Raw genomic sequence first — 15354 nt, forward strand, 5'->3', positions numbered from 1 at the left:
CGGCACGGTTCAGATAGCCACGCGCAACCCCCGCCCCGCCTATGTAAAGCTCACCCACCGCCCCCAACGGCACAGGCGCGCCATGGCCGTCCAGCAGATACACACGCGTGTTGGCAATCGGACGGCCAATGGGGATAGTAGCCCCATCAAAATCAGCCGGGCAACTCCAGGCTGTAACGTCGATAGCAGCTTCCGTGGGGCCATATAGATTGTGCAGACCAGTCCAAGGCAATACGCGCCGAACCTTGTGCACAAGGGAGGCAGGAAGCGCCTCGCCACTGCACAGGAGACGCTGCAGCGAGCTGCAGCGATCAACACCCCTCGTGTCCATAAAGCTTACCAGCATGGATGGTACAAAGTGTGCAGTGGTAATGCGCTGGCTGATTATAAGGTTTACAAGCGCATCGGGGTCTTTGTGTGCAGACGGAGGTGCCAGCACCAGGGTCGCCCCTTCAAGCAACGTCCAGAAGAATTCCCAAGCCGAGACATCGAAGCCAAATGGCGTCTTCTGCAAGACGACATCAGTCGCATTGAGAGCGTAGGCTTTCTGCATCCAGACCAGGCGATTGATAATACCCCGATGCTCATTCTTTGCCCCTTTGGGGGTTCCGGTTGAGCCTGAGGTGTAGATGATGTAGGCGAGATGACGCGAGGTGAGGCCGAGGGCGCGCGGCTCGGGATCAGAGGCGGGCAGCTCGGCCCAGGCCGGGGTGGCTGTCGTAAGATCGACCACGCTCACATCGGCCAGCGCCTCGGCGCCGAGCGCGGCGCGACCGGCCGCATCGCAAAGCAGCAGCTGCGGCGCGGCATCGCCCAGCACCTGGCGCAGCCGCTGAGACGGATAGGCCGGATCCAGCGGCAGATAGGCGCCGCCCGCCTTCAGGATCGCCAAGAGCCCCACCACCATCGCCGGGCTACGCTGAAGGCAGATCGCCACCGGCTGATCCGGCCTGACCCCGAGCGCGATCAGATGATGCGCCAGCCGGTTGGCCCGCGCATTGAGCTCGCCATAGCTCAGGCGCTCGTCCTCATGGACGAGGGCGACCGCTTCGGGTGCGCGCCGGACCTGTTGCTCGAACAGTTCATGGATGCACCGCTCCGACGGATAGGCCGCCGCCGTCCGGTTCAACTCCTCCAGCAGATAGCTGCGTTCGTCGGCCGGCAGGATGTTGATGCGGCCGACCGGCTGCCCGGCATCGGCCATCACACCATACAACAAAGTTTGTAAATGCTGCGTCATACGGTCGATCTGCTTCGGCTCTAGCCGACTTGCATCAAAATGCCATCGAAGGCTCCCATCCAGAGCGGAAACCTCAAACGTCAGCAAATCGCCGCATAGGGCTGCCCCAGCACTTTGGCTCGTCGTCAGATCGCCAGCGCCGCTGTCTGTGGTGATTGTGATGCCAATCGGCCAGGGCTGGTGCGACTGTAGCGCCTCCACACCCCGCAATGCCGGGCAGCGCGCGATAAGATCCCGGGCAAAGCTACCGTGTTCCCTCAGCTGAGCGCATTCGGCCGCGACCGCTTTGCGCACTTCTTCAAAATCATGTGCAAGGTCGACGGTAATTTCCATCGGCACGACAGAGGTAATAAGCACCTCCACCGCTTTAGAGCCAGCTAGCGGTCCATCCGATACAGGCGTCCAGCCCAATTGAAGCTCTGTTTCTCCTGTGATGCGGGCGAGATAGATCAGACATGCCGTTACCAAATATTCCGTGCGATCATGTGGCGACAACTTAGCCAAAGCTCTTGCAATGAACCACGAACTCGACTGCCATCTGGGCGGCGCCTCAGCCACGGACAACGACAAAGGAAGCTGCAATATTCTAAGCTGCTCTAGCCGCTGTACCCAAAACTCCTCTGAAGGCGCCAGCAATTCATGGCTCGCAGTTATGCTCCGCGCCTCATCTTCGCTCAAAATAGGAAGGCGACCACCTTCATCCAGATTGGAGTGCCTGGCGAGGGCTTGCGCGTCCAGCACCTGACCATCGGAGCTGCCAAAGCAAACATCGACATCCTCTGTACCCGTCGCCACCCGCCAGTGGCTGGAGTGGACCTCAAGCAGGGAACCTGCCGGGAGGCCCGAGCGTTGAGGCAGCACCTCCAAGCGGCTGACTGTGACAACTTCATCGCCTACGAAAGCCTTGGACAGCCCCAATGGATTGGGATGATATGGCCCAAAGTTTAAGGCACGCGTCATCGCTGACAGATCTTGCGCGGGCCGATCCCATCGCAGACAGCCTGCCGCATCTGGGCGTCGACGTCTCGGAAAGTAGCTCCGGCTCACCAGTGCCTGCGGATAGGCAGTAAGCTCTCCCTTCGCTAAGCCAGTTAAAAGCTCACGGAAGCCCTCTATCGCGACTTCATAGCATTTGAGGTTCAGGGTCAGTGCCGTATCGGTGGGCGCAATCAGCACTTGGCGCTGAACCACGACGTCTCCTGTATCAACGCCATCATCGATCCGATGCCATGTGATGGCGTATTCGGTCTCCTGCGCCAGCAGCGCCCAGGACGTCGCGCGCGTTCCCGCATATCGTGGCAATGGACCGTCGTGGTAATTAAAAGCACCTCGACGAACCCGCCCCAATACATCCGCGGGCAATATGAACGGATTGGCAACGGAGAAAACCAAATCTACCGGTGCGGCCTTCAAAAAAGAAGAGAGCTCTTCAACGCTTGCTACAGACGGGATGTTCGAGCGAACAGCCCAATCGCGGAATACGCCGTCGGCACACAACGCTGCACCAATGACGTGGCCCATCTCAATTGCCAGCTGCGCGCATCTGATAGCGAGCGTACCACTGCCGACAACGACGGTAGAGGAGATCGATCGCGCTTCAGGTAGCCTGTCCTGATCGCGTGGTTGGCAGGCGCTCCCGCGCGCCGGAGATGCCCGATACGTCATCTTCACCGCTCCTGCAGTCCATCCATCAAGCTGGGCAGTTCCCACCACGTGCGTCGCGCCACGTAGCGACTCAAATCAGCCACACTGGTTCGAATTTGCTCGGGATAACCGCGCCCACAGTCGCTTGCGCAATATGGGTGTATTGACGGTGCCGAAACTCTTGCGCGCAGCCCAGATCTTCCCAATGTCGCCGGCAGGCCCCCACGCCTCCAGATATCGTCTCCGGCAGAATCGCAGCTGCCACCTTAGCCTGATCTGAGTTTCCGGTGAGCGTGATCATCGGACGACTTCTCCTCAGTCAATGCGCCTTTATAGAGGAGACTACGCATGTATCGTGCCAAAGGAGAAATCGTTCTCTGTCAGTATGCTAACCCTAACACTGCTATGTCACTCATCCGACATTGTCGGACATCTAACGTACTTGCGTTATCCACTCCGATCGGATTCGCCAGCTCCGCTCGCAGCCACAAATGGCATCTGGACGAAGTCGTTATCTCGATTCCCGGCGAACAACATTGGTTCTGGCGCGCTGTCGACCAGAATGGCCTCGTTCTCGACGTCTTGATCAAGCGCCGACGAGATTCGCGCGCTGCGCAGCGGCTCATGAAGAAGCTCTTGAAATCCACCGACACGTCGCCGCGCGTGATGATGATCAGCGACAAGCTCGGTTCGGTGCTGCAGGGGCGAAGATGACCTTTCACGTCCGCAGCACAAATCTCTCAACAATCGGGTCCGAGAATTCTCATCAGCCGGCCTGGCGACGCGATCGGATCATGACGCGTTCAAATCGTCCCGTCAGCCTCAACGGTTCCGTCAGTTCACGATCGGGTCGCGAACTTTCCCACATCCCCTATCCCGGATCCGTCACTGTCGACTTCCGTCGAGCTTCGCGCGAGCCAGCCTTTGCGACTTGCCGTGAGACTCCACGACAAACGCTATCGCCGAATCAATCGTCGATTTGAAGAGAATGAGCGGCAGCAAGGCTGCAGGCAAAAAAGAAGCCCTCTGTCTCCGATCGCGATCGAGGTGGTGCGTCGGACCGGTGCGGCGCGCTGGCGGGTTTCCGATTGGCGATGACGCTTGGGACAGAGAGGCGCATTGCTGCCGTGCGAAGCCTCGCAGTCGACATCCTTGCCGCTGGTTGTGGAAGGGCCGTCGGAGGAGCGTCACGATCCGGCGATCAAGGTCGAGATTGCGATCGGCGACGTCGTCGTACGGATGGGGAACAGCTATCTCGAGTGATCCGCCGCGGTGCGGGCATCACGATGATTGCAGCGGGCGCCAAACTGAAGATTTAGTCGTCCGTTAACAAGCGGGGTTGAGAGCGAACCGAGATTGCGAAGGCGCGCAAAAGGACGATCAGGATGAAGTGCAAGAGCTTACTGAGCCAGGCGAGGATGCGACGGAATATACTATGGGGTGACCGGCAGAGGCGTGAGAGTATTGATGCTGGTCATGAGCAATGGAGCACCCCATGCAAAAGGCAAATGATCTCGGCCGGTCTTCCACGGTCCTTGAACAGAATAGTACGCTGATCGCGGTCATGAGCCTCTCAAGCTGGCTGGTCGCTGAAATCGTCCTCGGGCTGGATCGTCATCTGTTGAAGAAGCTTGGCGCCGACGAAGAAGACGCGCTGCTCCGGTTGCTACACCGCTGGCGCGAGGAGGCGGCAAACTTTTGGCACGCGATTACACGCATAGCGGTCGCCTTTGAAGGCAGTCGCGATGGTTTTTGGCCGGCGAGCGTGATTCATTGGCTCCGACGAGATTCGGAGACGGTGCGTGCGCGTTGCCTCGACAATCGAACGGGCGAGTTGTTCAGCTACGTCGACCTGGAGTCGCGGGTGCGGCGCGATCATCCGCTGCGAGCGATCCGGAGGATGGTGAACGAGCCGCTGTCAGAGCTGGAGCGCGAGTTTGCCGCGCTCTATTCGCCGATTGGGCGGCCGTCGATCCCGCCGAAGAAGCTGCTGCGGGCGATGCTGTTGCAGGCGTTTTATTCGATCCGCTCGGAGCGGCTCCTGATGGAGCGGCTGGAATACGACCTGCTGTTCCGCTGGTTCGTCGGCATCGGCGTCGACGACGCAGCCTGGGACCATTCGGTGTTCTCGAAGAACCGCGACCGGCTGCTGGAAGGCGACATCGCGGCGAAGTTCTTGGCGGCGGTGCTGGCGCAGCCTATGGTGAAGAGGTTCTATCGAGTGATGACTTCTCGGTCGATGGTACGCTGATCGAGGCCTGGGCCTCGATGAAGAGTATCAAGCCGAAGGACGGCTCCGGCGAACCGCCGGCGCAAGGCGGCGGCCGCAATGCCGATGCGGACTTTCCACGGCCAGAAACGCTCGAACGACACCCATGCTTCGACTACCGATCCAGACGCCAGGCTGTATCGCAAGGGCAAAGGCAAGGCGACGAAGCTGTGCTTCATTGGGCACGGGCGATGGAGAACCGCCACGGTCTGCTGGTCGACGCCTGCCTGACGCAGGCCGACGGGCATGCCGAGCGGGTGGCCGCGCTGCACATGATCGAGCCTCGTGCTGACCGACCGACAGCGATCACGCTTGGCGCCGACAAAGCCTACGACGTGGAAGACTTCGTCAACGAGCTGCGCTCGATGAACGTGACGCCGCATGTGGCACAGAACACCAGCGGCCGCCGCTCTACGATTGACGGGCGAACGACCCGGCACGGCGGCTATGCTGTCAGCCAGCGCATCCGAAGCGGATCGAGGAGGCATTCGGCTGGATCAAGACGATCCCGGGGCAACAGAAGACCCGGTTCCGTGGCCGTGACCGCGTCGCATGGGCCTTTACCTTCGCTGCCACCGACTACAATCTGGTGCGGTTGCCCAAGCGGATCGCGGAGACCGGCTGATGGCCAAGGTGCCCGGCTTCGCCAAGGCCTTTGCAGGCCGCTGGCGCATCGTCGAGATGGACGTCTGGACAACGAGTACCTCGGTCTTCTCGAGGAAGCGCATCTCACCTTCCAGGGCAAGTCCAATGGCGAAATCGCGTTTGGGGCTCTCAAGAGCTTCTTGGACGTACGCTACGGCACCCGCGACGGATCGGCGTGCGCGGAGTTCTCATGGGAAGGGCACGACGAGAATGATCCGTCCTGCGGTCGCGGATGGCTATGATCGCCACTGCAGACAGGCTCCTCGGCCACTTCTACATCCACAATGGCGACGATTCTGCCTTCATTCTTGGCGGAATAGAACCCGGCGTCTGCTGCGACCAGGCGCGGCGTGCGGCCGAGCTTGGCTTGGTGGATTTCGATGGCCGGAACCAACAGGTCCGAATCACTCGGCCGCCGATCGTAGACTTCGTAGTCGATCACGATTTGGTTTTCGGCCTCCTGCAGCTTGACCATCTTGCCGAACTCGTTGGGCTTGCCGGCCTTACCCTTTCGAATGATCTCCGTCGAGGGCTCGAACACGCTGAAGAGCTTGTCCTCTGCCCGTGTGTTGCCGCGGAAGATGCGTTCCCGGGTCTGCCGCATCACCTGTCGCACGAGCGGCATCATCGTTTCCAGCTCCTGCCGCAAGCCTTTCAGCGCCAGCCGTTTCAAGATGCCCTTGGCCGATTCCATCGTCATGGTAGGACCCGTCGAGCACGACAGTGCGCACGTTCGGATTTTGGCACCCGGTACGTAATATATGCTGCAAGAAATCGACGAGTTCTTTGGAATAGGAATGCCCGCCATCGGTGATGACCCGCAATCTTTCGGTCATCACCCCGCGGTCATGCGTGCGAGGTTCCTCACGGTGATAAATGCCGGCGTCGGTCGTGCTGCGCCGTGATAGCCCCGCAAGATCACGGGTTCGACAGCCTCAGTAAGCTTCTCGATGTACTACTCGATGCGGGCGGTGGGCCCCCTTTTTGAGCACGCGTAATCGATCGGCATCATCACAGCACACATCGTAGAAAGTACCAGGCTTTTTCGCATACCGGGCTTGAGGCGTTTGAGCGTCGGGACAGTTACGATGCAGCTATCGAGTTCAATGGCGGCCGGTGCCGATAGAACGATTTTGGAGCTCCTGTTGCCGCTGAGTGAAAAGGGCGGCACAACCGATCGATTTCGGAAGCGACCCGAGTGGCCGGCTCTAGCAAACCGCCGCCGCTCGGCGGCGTTCAGACACTTTACGGCCGCCCGGTAGTCCGCAGACGCTTAGCGCTTGCATTGTCTATCTCTCACCCTCCCCTGAAACAAAATAGCCGATGGTTTTTCAGCACGAGCTGTCTAAAAGATGAAATCCGAAGAGAACGTTGTGCGTGATATTCAATGTGCTCCCTTCAAGGTCTGTCTGGTTATGGCCGCCATCTATCAAGCCGCTCGCAACCAGCGAACTTTCTGCCGCATATCGCCGCGGCATCTTACTGGACCGCGCAGGAAAGTATGGGAGCTGTTACGCATTCTCGCCTTTCGGCGGATAGCCCCTTGCATTTTCTTCGCCGCTTCACCACCCTGGCAGGTGAAGTGCAGCGATGCCAAGTCTCGCGGCAGCCCAAGAGCTTGACTCTGATGTGCCGAAGCCGCGCGCTCCACTGTGCTTCGCCGAGATTGCTGACTGTAGCGATTCAACCGGGCGGCCGACAGGGGGTGTAGATTCGCCCGGAATCATCAGCCGCCAAGCGAGATCCGACATCTCGTTGCGGGCCTTACGCGGCTCCGTCGTGAGTTGAGGCAGATTGTCCGCAGGTAGCCCCTGCCCCACGGCAAAGGAGCTTGCTATGCTTTATCGTAAAACCGCTTCAGCAGGACCACGCCTACACCTTTTTGAAGTTCCCCTATCTGCCGTAACGCTGCATCGCTTTCTGGGCCGCACGGAAGCCGCCTTGCTGACGATAGGATGCTGATTAGCAGTTGGAGCAGTTCCTCAATGGTGGCCGCGTCATCGCCCTTTTGAAGCCCGTCACTCATGCGAGCAGTCTCCTCCATCGCCTTCCAATCTTCTGGAAGCGGGACTTCTCGACAAAAAAGCATCGGTCGAGGGTTTAAAGCTGCCGGTACAGTGAGGCCGCAGACCGAAGAGTTGGAACAGGCGATGAACGGTGCTTTTGGCAATTTCCGTCTCTTTAGATGGGCGCACGCTCCAATGGATTGCGGCTTTGGGCTTGCGAGCAAGTGTCTTGCTGATCAGCTCGGCCACAGCCTCATCCTCAACCGTGCGGGGGTCCGCCGGTACGCGTCTCATCGTAGATGATCCTCGATGCGATTTGCGATAAAGCGATTGGGCCGTTTGCCGATCGTATGGGGCCGACCACCAGCCGCGTCGCCAAGACGACGTTGCTCGGCTCGCGTTGGCAGGCCAGCACGATCTCTGTTCGCAGCGTCAGCGCCGCGGCAGCGAGCGCGACCGTGTTATGGCCGTGAGCTGCGTGTCTTCGTCGCTGGAAATCGTCAGCATCGCCTTCGCCTGTCCGGTGCGCATCGATATCTCCTTCATCGGATACGCGGAACCCATGCAATAACCATGCTACGAACTTGCGGGACAGAACGCTAGCAGCGAGGCGGGTCACGGTTCTCTTCATCCATTGGCCGGGGAATGACCTGGGCAAACATCAACCGCGATGCTCTCGTGACGGGAACTTCGATCACTCGCGGAGAGCTGCTAACGATGCGCCGGCGGTATTGTCGACCAGCCCCCCGTAACTCGATCTGAATCTACGTGCATCGGGCGGTCGGCTATCGCCGGAGCAGCTCGGGAATGAAAGGTGCCACCACATCGAGATCGGGGGTGCCGCGATGGTGCCGGATTTGGAGTGTGCCTTGCTTCACGAGAGAAAACACACGCGTAGCCGCCAGCATGCCTTTGGATCGACGCTGCAGGTTGTCAGATCTCCGACATCTCCGTCTTGAACCCGACGTGTCTGATGTTGAAAGATGGAAGGTCATCTGATGACTATCGCCTCTCGTGCTGATCCGAACGGACGCCTGACGATCATACGCCGCTGTGCCGTTGGCCCCGACCTAGGCGCTCGACCTCACGTATCGTTAGGCGCTGCTTCTTCGCACGCGCTGGCCATCGGGGCTAGCCGGCTATCTGGTCGAATTATCGGCCCAATTTGGTGACCGTCGCGCCGGGTTTTCCCGATCCCTTTGGCGCTCTTGCCGCCAGGTAGTCGTTCGCGGCTCGTTTTCGCGGCTGGCACGGTGCTTGCTGGAGATCACTTGCTAAATGCGAGGTTTGCCTATGAAACCCGGTGACGTCACCTGCGCACCCAAGCGCTTCGTATCTTCTTGGAAGGACGAGATCGTATCCGCGATCGTAGAGAAGTTTCACCAAACCAATGATCGAAGGCAGTCTCGATGAGACTCTTCGAAGTTGAACCTGCCGGATCGTCGATCCTCAATCAAGCTAATGCTGCACCGAGGCAAGGGGCACCGGCGAGTTTCAGGCGTATCCCATCGAAAATGGTACGGATCAGCCGCGATCCATGCGTGGCCGCTTTTGCCTCGCACGAACAGCGCACCAACGGGCCGATTGCCGCGGATTTTGATGATTAGCAATCTAGCGTTCACCCATTCCGGGTCGCAGCTGAATGCGTTTGTTTGGTGAAGAAACCGCAAAGGCTGGAACATCCATGAGCGAAACGACCTTGATCGATAATGTCATTCCGCGTACCGATATCGTCAAACGCGCAGCGCGCATCGGCGCCGAAATCAGAAATATCAAGCTCTCGAGCGATTTGCCGGACCAGACGATCGCTGCACTCAACAGCTTGCTGCTCGACCACAAGGTGATCTTCTTCCGCGACCAAGGTCATCTCGATGACGCCGAGCAGGAGCGATTTGCTGCCCGTTTCGGGAAGCTGGTGCCGCATCCGATGCTCGGCGTTGCCAAGGGAACGGCATCGCTCCTCGAGCTTGACTCCGCGCGCGGCGGTGGCCGGGCCGATGTGTGGCACGCCGATGGGACCTTCGCCGATTCCTATCCCAAGATTTTGGTGCTGCGGGCCGTTGTGATCCCACTATTCGGCGGCGATACGGTCTGGTCGAACGCCGCGGCCGCCTATCTCGACCTGCCGCCACCGCTGCAACGGCTTGCAGACGAGCTCTGGGCCGTTCACAGCAACGTCTTCGACTATGCCGGAATGGCCCGAGTCCGCGAGGTCGATAAGAAGCATTTTGACGAGGTCTTCACCAGAACCAACTTCGAGACTGAGCATCCCGTGGTGCGTGTCCACCCCGAGACCGGAGAGCGGACGCTAGTGCTCGGCGCTTTGGTACAGCGTTTTCTTGGCATCCCCAAATATGACGGCCAAAAGCTGTTGGATATATTCCAGTCTCATATCACCGCGCCTGAAAACACCGTGCGCTGGAACTGGAGGGAGGGCGATGTCGCGATCTGGGATAACCGCGCCACACACCATTATGCGGTCAATGATTACGGCGACCAGCATCGCGTCGTTCGTCGCGCCACCATCGAGGGTGACGTGCCCGTCAGCATTGATGGCCGGTGCAGTGTAACGCGCGTAAGGTCACCAAGCAGCGGCCCAATGAAGACCGCCTAACGCGTTCGCAAATTCACTATAGACTATGCTCCCGCGTTCGTTGCTTGTGCTAGTTGAGGTCAAACGGCCAGCGCGGGTCTGACGAAGATCTGGTTTTCGCGAGCCTCATCGAAAGCGGGGTCGGCGCTGCAGTAGACGTACAGCCCTTCGCCGCCACGGCCTGTAGGCCACGAGGTGTGCGCGACGGCCGAGGTAATCAACGTCGAGGGAAAACGAGTTGACTTCAAGGTGCCGGCAAGCGACGGGATAGAGGAGATCGGCAGCGGCACCTATCAACGGGTGGTGATCGATCTTCGTTCGTCCAACGAGTGCCTTAAAAATGAGGAGCTCCTAACGCAACGGTCGGCCTGACATTGCGGCCAGCTTGTGATACAATGCATGCCGGATCTGCTCGTGAGGAAGCAGTAGCGCCTTGCGATGGGAAAAGGAGAATAATCGGGTGCGACCAGAAGGCGAGCATAGCGTGGCTTCTCACTGGCAGTATCAGGTTAGGTTCGATGTGAATGATTCCGCCACGGCGGAATCGGTAGGCCGAAAACTTCGTGTTCCGGCACTGGCACCGCTGTTCGATATCCTCGCCAAGCATCGCGCTGCGCCGAAATGCCAGTTCGATGCCTTTGCGGAGTATGTCGCCGCAGCAGAAGAGCACGGCGTCGAAAACTATCCGCTCTACCAGTGGACAAAGGCGACGATTGAGAATCCAGCGAAGAAGGAAAAGTATTTGAAATCCTTTGCACTCTACGTAGACGACCGGGAGATCTATGCCAAGGAGATTGCCGACGCGCTGGAGGCGGACTTGCAACCGCTCACCACTAGCGGGCTCATCACGCGAATATCGAAGTACGATACCAACCCCGCCAACAATCCTCAGCCGCGGCAGGGCCCCCGCGATTAGGGCTGGGAGCGAGCTGAACGCCGGCTATTGGCCCCAAGCCGAAGACCATCACTAAGGACGCGCGGTCCACTTTCTGGGGGATTGTGTTGCAAAAGTCGATTTTCGCCGATGACCAAAATTCTGCGGGCCGTGGGCGCGACTTTCGTATACAAAATGTGAGGGACCTCACGGCCTCACGCAAAATTCACAGGCAACTTCGATACCACGATTGAGGTCATACGAATCAGCGATCGCTCGCTGCTTAGTGCTTTCGCGAAAAATCTTGAGCCCTGCAACTTTCGACTTTTGCAACACTATCTGGGGTGAATCGGACAGGGTTGGCGCTGGCCTTCGACCGATGTTTGTGGGCCCAACTCGAACGTGTCAGCCTCGCGGGGCGGATCCGACGATTGTGATCAGAAGAGCGCTGGGGTCGAACCTCAATCAGCCGCATAGAACGCTTCCCGAATGGGATTCGAGATCGCGCCGGAGCCAATAATCGCCGTCTTGGTCATGAACCGCTCGGTGACAAACGATTCCAGGCTGTTTCCCGTCACTTTCTCGATCACGGCCCTCAGCACGTCCGTCGTAAGCGAGTATTCCCAGCCTGTACCAGGCTGATAACAAGCGGAACGGAGGCGAGACGCTGCATTGCTTCGACGCAACGAAGGGGGCGCCCAAAATGCCAGAATTGACAAATGGAGGCTCTGTCCAAACTTTCGACCGCTCCATCGCAGAGAGGTCATTGCCGGCTACTGCAACGTCGGCAATTTCGGCAGCGCCGATCGGATGGACTACAGTAATCTTATCCACCAAGGTTCCGCCGCGTCGTGCTCGCGTTTGGCAGCTTGGCGATGAAGTGTTCGGCATCATGCAGCGTTTGGGACTGCTCCTTAGCTGGAGGGTTAGCGGTTGCGCAGTACGACATCGCTCTCCCCCACTCGTCAGTGCAGAGGTTTGCCTACTAGACTAAGACTAGCAGGCTGCGGAAAAAGTATCGCGGATCGGCTGCGATTGTGATTCCTTTGTCCTGTTGAATCGGGGCAGAGGACAGCCGATGCGCGGAGAAGATGAGGCGTCAGAGGGCCTTTTTTCGTACGTGAGCTGCTCGGCGCGGGTTCCCAAAGATCACCCGCTGCGGGCCATTAGGCGGCTTGTCGATGGGGCACGTGAGGCGCTCTCAGGCGATTTCGCGAAGCTTGGCCAGCCTTCGATTCCGCCAGAGAAGCTGTTGCGGGCGCTGCTTTTACAAGCGTTCTACTCGGTGCGCTCAGAGCGCCAGTTGATGGAGCAACTCGATTACAATCTGTTGTTTCGCTGGTTCGTCGGGCTGTCGATGGACGCGCCGATCTGGGACGTGACGGTATTCACCAAGAACCGGAAGCGGCTTCTGGAAGGGGATGTGGCGGCGAAATTCTTCGGCGCGGTGTTGGACCAGGCTGAGGTGAAGCAGCTCCTGTCGAACGATCACTTCTCGGTCGATGGCACGCTTATCGAGGCGTGGGCATCAATGAAGAGCTTCCGACGCAAGGACGGCAAGGACAAGCCGCCGGATCCAGGCCGCAATGGCGAGCGCGGCTTCCACAAGGAGAAGCGCTCCAACGAGACGCATGGATCAACCACCGATCCGGACGCCAGGCTCTATCGCAAAGGTGATGGCCAAGGCGCCAAGCTCTCCTTCATGGGGCATTGGCAAGCCGTCCGCACATCGCAGGATCGCGCGGCACCGCTCAGATAGCGACCGCGCAACACGATGACGACGGACTTGTCTCTCCAAGTACGTCCGCTCCTGCGCACTCAGCACCAACGGCTCGATCGGCCGGCCTCTCACAGCTGCATTCGCCACAAGCGCTCTCCTCTACAGAGAGATTCGAGCTATCATTATAATGTGACGAACTTGCGTTCCAGATGACTAGAAGGGTTGCAGTACCACCGCTCGAAGCAGCTTCTCTGGTGCGATCGATGGCCGCCCGAAGTCCACGTAAAGCGCCGTGAAAGCCTTCGACACTCAACGCCGCGTTTGCTATTACCCGGATCGTTCGCAGCGGATGATCACCGCGGAGGCGGGCTTCCAAATCCACATAGCTGAATAGCGATCCATACTGCTCGTCAGAGCGGCGCATCTCCATTTCCCGATTCAATCACTCCAGAGAATTATGCCAAACGCCTGCCCGCTAGTGACTTCTTCAACAACCTGTTAGAGCTATCGCGACGTTCGAGAAACGGCCCGCTCGCAAGCCTTCCCGTCCGGACGCCCTGGGAGACTGGCCAGCGTTCGGCGAAAATGCTCTGGCCAAGGCCGTGCAACGGCAACTTGAGGCGTGGGCCGATCTCTGCAAAACCGGCCTTCAAATAGAAGGCCAAGCTGCGGTTGCGGCTCCACGTCGGCTGCCTCGGCGCCCCCAGTTCAAGCTGACCCCAGCCTTTTACCGTCCCCAGGCTCACGGCAGCCTCAATGAGGCGCATCGCGATCCCAGACGATCGCTGGTCCGGCACCACGTAGAGTTCGGTAATGATGCCGTAGGTTCCGCGCGCAAAAAGGGCCGCGCTTTCCGACAACATGATGATGCCCACAGGACGAGCCTCCGCGAAAGCCAGAAACCCATAGACGCGCTCTTTTATGAGGAGGTCGACAGCAAGCTGGGTATCTAGTCCGGCCTGCACTTGGCCGCCCTCAAGTTCGGCAAGTAGGGCAGCAACCATGTGGGTTACCGTTGTGACGTCATCGACAGACACTTCGCGCGTGGTCACCATGTCACATCCTCGTCCAAGCTCAAGCAACATGCCAGCTAGTTCAGTAGCGGCGCCGGAAGCTGCTGCAGCACCCAGCCTGAGGCTGATACACCCTCTGGTTGAAATTAATATGACGCCTTAGTTCACAATGAGGTGATAAGATGTTCGTGTCGCTCCTGGCCAAAAATATCACAGAAAATCGAAAGATAACCTGTCGACCACATCGTCATGGTCGTCTGGAGCGCTCTCTTCTTTGGACCTGCGTGCCGCCCCCCACATCGGGGCCCTCGTGTTCGTGCTGGGACGTCGCAGGAGCGCGGCTGACCGTTTGCGAGCAGCCCCGCGCATGTCGATCTATTCTCCCCCTTCGTGAACAGCTCGAGCGGCTGGCCGACCAGCGGCATCTGGGCAGCGTCAACAAAAGGACGCACACAAGTCATTAACAAGCTCTGCGCGTAACGGAATCACGATGTCGAAGATGTTGTTGCGCATCATGAGCTCCCTGACCGGCATCATTGCTTGATAATCAATCCTCTCAAAGAATTTTCGAATGCGCGAGTCTAAGATGAACCATTTTTCGTTGAGAGGAGATACTCAATTTTTCTTAATTTCGCAGCAGACGCATTGTTTGTTGCCGTGCGGTGACGAACAGCGTGCACGAACTCGTTACCTAACGAATTCGTACAATTCTGCTCCCTGCGTGCGCGATTGCAAGCGAGCGGCTCTCCTGTTCCTCCAACGACAATTGTCTCCATTCTGTCGAAGCGATTTGCGGCCACCTATCGCATGGTCGCTGAAAGCCCTCTCAAATCGTCGCCAGTCCGCGCTTCGCGGCATCATCTATCGTCCACTTGAATCACTTGCGTTTGCGACTTCGTCCGTTTGTTGAAATATTCTTCTAACGCCCCCGCCGACATCCACAACACGCGCGTCCTGTTGTGCTCAGTCGCCTCGCGAATAATAGAGACATCGCGTTCCGAAATATTATGAATAGACGGCATCGAACAAAAAATATCTCGGTTCGCGCGGGAGCAAGGTCTTCGGCCGTCCTCTGGCGGCCAATGGTGCAGAAATTCAGCGATTTCCGCCCCTATTGCGCAGGATCAATTAGCCGTAGCCCGAGCGATGCCAATTGATCGGGACGGACTGATACAGCAGGTTTGCGGAAATGCTTGCAAACGCGCATTTGGGGGAGCCCGCATCTGTTCATCATCTCATGCTCGATACTGTGGTCGTCGGGCGGTCAGCCTGGCCCTTTTCCAGACCTCACGCGATGTCCGGGCTGGAGCCCGGAATACGTATGATTGTGTTGAAAAAGTCCTTGTTCGC

10 protein-coding genes and 7 pseudogenes are annotated in these 15354 nt (G+C 58.6%); 8 read left to right on the top strand and 9 right to left on the bottom strand.

Translation table 11 applies throughout. From position 1 onward, the window contains the following. Both C7G61_RS32615 and C7G61_RS32620 read right to left on the bottom strand, forming a co-directional pair. The coding region (locus C7G61_RS32615) for an amino acid adenylation domain-containing protein (RefSeq protein ID WP_190242073.1) at positions 1–2761 on the bottom strand (2761 nt) is incomplete at its 3' end. A gap of 214 nt (positions 2762–2975) precedes the next feature. Further along, positions 2976–3185 carry a hypothetical protein gene (locus C7G61_RS32620; RefSeq protein ID WP_108521671.1) on the bottom strand — a complete coding sequence of 70 codons (210 nt, stop codon included), beginning with the start codon at positions 3183–3185 and terminating at the stop codon, positions 2976–2978. Between the two features lie 179 nt (positions 3186–3364). Between C7G61_RS32620 and C7G61_RS46275 the strand changes: the two are divergent. From C7G61_RS46275 to C7G61_RS47265, 4 genes and pseudogenes are all read left to right on the top strand, one after another. After that, positions 3365–3854, top strand: a pseudogene (locus C7G61_RS46275) (DDE-type integrase/transposase/recombinase); the annotation flags it as partial. Between the two features lie 131 nt (positions 3855–3985). After that, on the top strand, positions 3986–4147 hold the full coding sequence (locus tag C7G61_RS45030; RefSeq protein ID WP_190242074.1) for a hypothetical protein: 162 nt from the start codon (positions 3986–3988) through the stop codon (positions 4145–4147). A gap of 535 nt (positions 4148–4682) precedes the next feature. After that, positions 4683–5778: pseudogene (locus tag C7G61_RS32630) on the top strand (IS5 family transposase). Further along, positions 5778–6105, top strand: a pseudogene (locus C7G61_RS47265) (hypothetical protein); the annotation flags it as partial. The pseudogenes C7G61_RS32630 and C7G61_RS47265, both read left to right, overlap by 1 nt. On the opposite strand, the pseudogene C7G61_RS32640 reads toward C7G61_RS47265, so the two are convergent. The 3 genes and pseudogenes from C7G61_RS32640 to C7G61_RS44125 form a co-directional block, all read right to left on the bottom strand. Continuing rightward, positions 6100–6492: pseudogene (locus tag C7G61_RS32640) on the bottom strand (ISNCY-like element ISBva1 family transposase); the annotation flags it as partial. The pseudogenes C7G61_RS47265 and C7G61_RS32640 sit on opposite strands and share 6 nt — an antisense overlap. Positions 6493–7632: 1140 nt before the next feature. Then, positions 7633–7824, bottom strand: a complete 192-nt coding sequence (locus C7G61_RS32645) for a hypothetical protein (protein ID WP_145963726.1) — start codon at positions 7822–7824, stop codon at positions 7633–7635. Continuing rightward, a complete protein-coding gene (locus C7G61_RS44125) occupies positions 7817–8053 on the bottom strand; it encodes a hypothetical protein (RefSeq protein WP_145963727.1) in 237 nt (78 codons plus the stop codon). The genes C7G61_RS32645 and C7G61_RS44125 overlap by 8 nt, the downstream gene beginning before the upstream one ends. A gap of 1435 nt (positions 8054–9488) precedes the next feature. Between C7G61_RS44125 and C7G61_RS32650 the strand changes: the two genes are divergently transcribed. The 3 genes from C7G61_RS32650 to C7G61_RS32655 all read left to right on the top strand — a co-directional run bounded on the left by C7G61_RS32650 (position 9489) and on the right by C7G61_RS32655 (position 11313). Next, entirely contained in the window at positions 9489–10418 is a 930-nt protein-coding gene (locus C7G61_RS32650) for a TauD/TfdA dioxygenase family protein (RefSeq protein WP_108521678.1), read from the top strand. Between the two features lie 174 nt (positions 10419–10592). Further along, positions 10593–10769, top strand: a complete 177-nt coding sequence (locus C7G61_RS47580; RefSeq protein ID WP_420807625.1) for a thioesterase, FlK family — start codon at positions 10593–10595, stop codon at positions 10767–10769. 112 nt (positions 10770–10881) lie between these two features. Continuing rightward, the gene (locus tag C7G61_RS32655; protein ID WP_057852039.1) at positions 10882–11313 is read left to right on the top strand and encodes a hypothetical protein; all 432 of its coding nucleotides are present in this window, start codon (positions 10882–10884) and stop codon (positions 11311–11313) included. Positions 11314–11732: 419 nt separating this feature from the next. Here the strand turns inward: C7G61_RS32655 and C7G61_RS32660 are convergent, their stop codons facing one another. Then, positions 11733–12038, bottom strand: coding sequence for a beta-lactamase family protein (locus tag C7G61_RS32660; RefSeq protein ID WP_244608568.1), 306 nt, complete (start codon positions 12036–12038; stop codon positions 11733–11735). Positions 12039–12349: 311 nt separating this feature from the next. Between C7G61_RS32660 and C7G61_RS32665 the strand changes: the two are divergent. Beyond that, a pseudogene (locus tag C7G61_RS32665) lies at positions 12350–12982 on the top strand (IS5 family transposase); the annotation flags it as partial. On the opposite strand, the pseudogene C7G61_RS32670 reads toward C7G61_RS32665, so the two are convergent. The 3 genes and pseudogenes from C7G61_RS32670 to C7G61_RS32680 all read right to left on the bottom strand — a co-directional run. After that, positions 12983–13138 (bottom strand): annotated as a pseudogene (locus C7G61_RS32670) (IS630 family transposase); the annotation flags it as partial. Positions 13139–13207: 69 nt separating this feature from the next. After that, a pseudogene (locus C7G61_RS32675) lies at positions 13208–13415 on the bottom strand (transposase); the annotation flags it as partial. Positions 13416–13446: 31 nt separating this feature from the next. Then, a complete protein-coding gene (locus C7G61_RS32680; protein ID WP_082646336.1) occupies positions 13447–14046 on the bottom strand; it encodes a GNAT family N-acetyltransferase in 600 nt (199 codons plus the stop codon). Between the last annotated feature and the right edge of the window lie 1308 nt (positions 14047–15354).

It is taken from the genome of Bradyrhizobium algeriense, from assembly GCF_003062295.1.
Lineage (GTDB): Bacteria > Pseudomonadota > Alphaproteobacteria > Rhizobiales > Xanthobacteraceae > Bradyrhizobium > Bradyrhizobium algeriense.

Excerpts from the sequence above, each read along its gene's own strand:
- C7G61_RS32620 (WP_108521671.1), bottom strand. The coding sequence starts at position 3,185 with ATGATCACGCTCACCGGAAACTCAGATCAGGCTAAGGTGGCAGCTGCG.
- C7G61_RS32645 (WP_145963726.1), bottom strand. The coding sequence starts at position 7,824 with ATGAGTGACGGGCTTCAAAAGGGCGATGACGCGGCCACCATTGAGGAA.
- C7G61_RS32650 (WP_108521678.1), top strand. The coding sequence starts at position 9,489 with ATGAGCGAAACGACCTTGATCGATAATGTCATTCCGCGTACCGATATC.
- C7G61_RS32660 (WP_244608568.1), bottom strand. The coding sequence starts at position 12,038 with ATGACCTCTCTGCGATGGAGCGGTCGAAAGTTTGGACAGAGCCTCCAT.
- C7G61_RS32680 (WP_082646336.1), bottom strand. The coding sequence starts at position 14,046 with ATGGTGACCACGCGCGAAGTGTCTGTCGATGACGTCACAACGGTAACC.